This is a genomic window from Mesorhizobium sp. P5_C1, from assembly GCF_054049815.1.
The window spans coordinates 1-743 of sequence record NZ_JBFULQ010001251.1; the positions used below are offsets into that span (position 1 = coordinate 1).

A 743-nucleotide genomic window follows, 5' to 3' on the forward strand; every position below is an offset into this window, starting at 1 on the left:
GCGCATTGGAGGAGAAAGCCGAGCAGCTGGCGCTTACGTCCAAGTACAAGTCCGAGTTCCTGGCCAATATGAGCCACGAACTGCGCACGCCGCTCAATTCACTGCTCATTTTGTCAAACCTGCTCGCGACCAACCAGCAAGGCAATCTCAACGAAAAGCAGGTCGAGTTCGCACGCACCATCAACTCTGCCGGAACCGACCTTCTCAGCCTCATTAACGATATCCTCGATCTGTCGAAGATCGAGTCTGGTACGGTCTCCATCGATCTCAACGACATGCCGGTGTCACATCTGCGCCAGCATATGGAGCGTACGTTCCGTCAACTGGCGGCCGACAAGGGCCTTGGCTTCACCATCAAGGTGGACCCGGCCCTTCCCGATACGGTTCGCACGGACGAGAAGCGCCTGCAGCAGATTGTCCTCAATCTGCTTTCGAACGCATTCAAGTTTACCTCACAGGGCGAGGTCAGTCTGAATTTCCGAGTCGAGAAGACCGGGCGGCGCAATAGCGCCGCGCACCCGGCGAAAGCGCTGGCGATAGCCGTGACCGATACCGGCATCGGTATTCCCGAAGACAAGCAGAAGCTGATTTTCGAAGCCTTCCAGCAAGCCGACGGCACCACCAGCCGCAAATATGGCGGTACTGGGCTCGGGCTCTCGATCAGTAGGGAGATCGCCCGTTTGCTTGGCGGCGAATTGCGGGTCGAAAGCACACCGGGCAAGGGGTCGACATTTACTTTGGTC

1 protein-coding gene is annotated in these 743 nt (G+C 57.6%); it reads left to right on the forward strand.

Features of this window, described 5'->3' with window-relative positions; all coding sequences use genetic code 11:
• Window positions 1-743, forward strand: a 743-nt coding sequence (locus ACXJ7R_RS35190) for a sensor histidine kinase (protein ID WP_457155811.1), incomplete at both ends; no start/stop codon positions are given.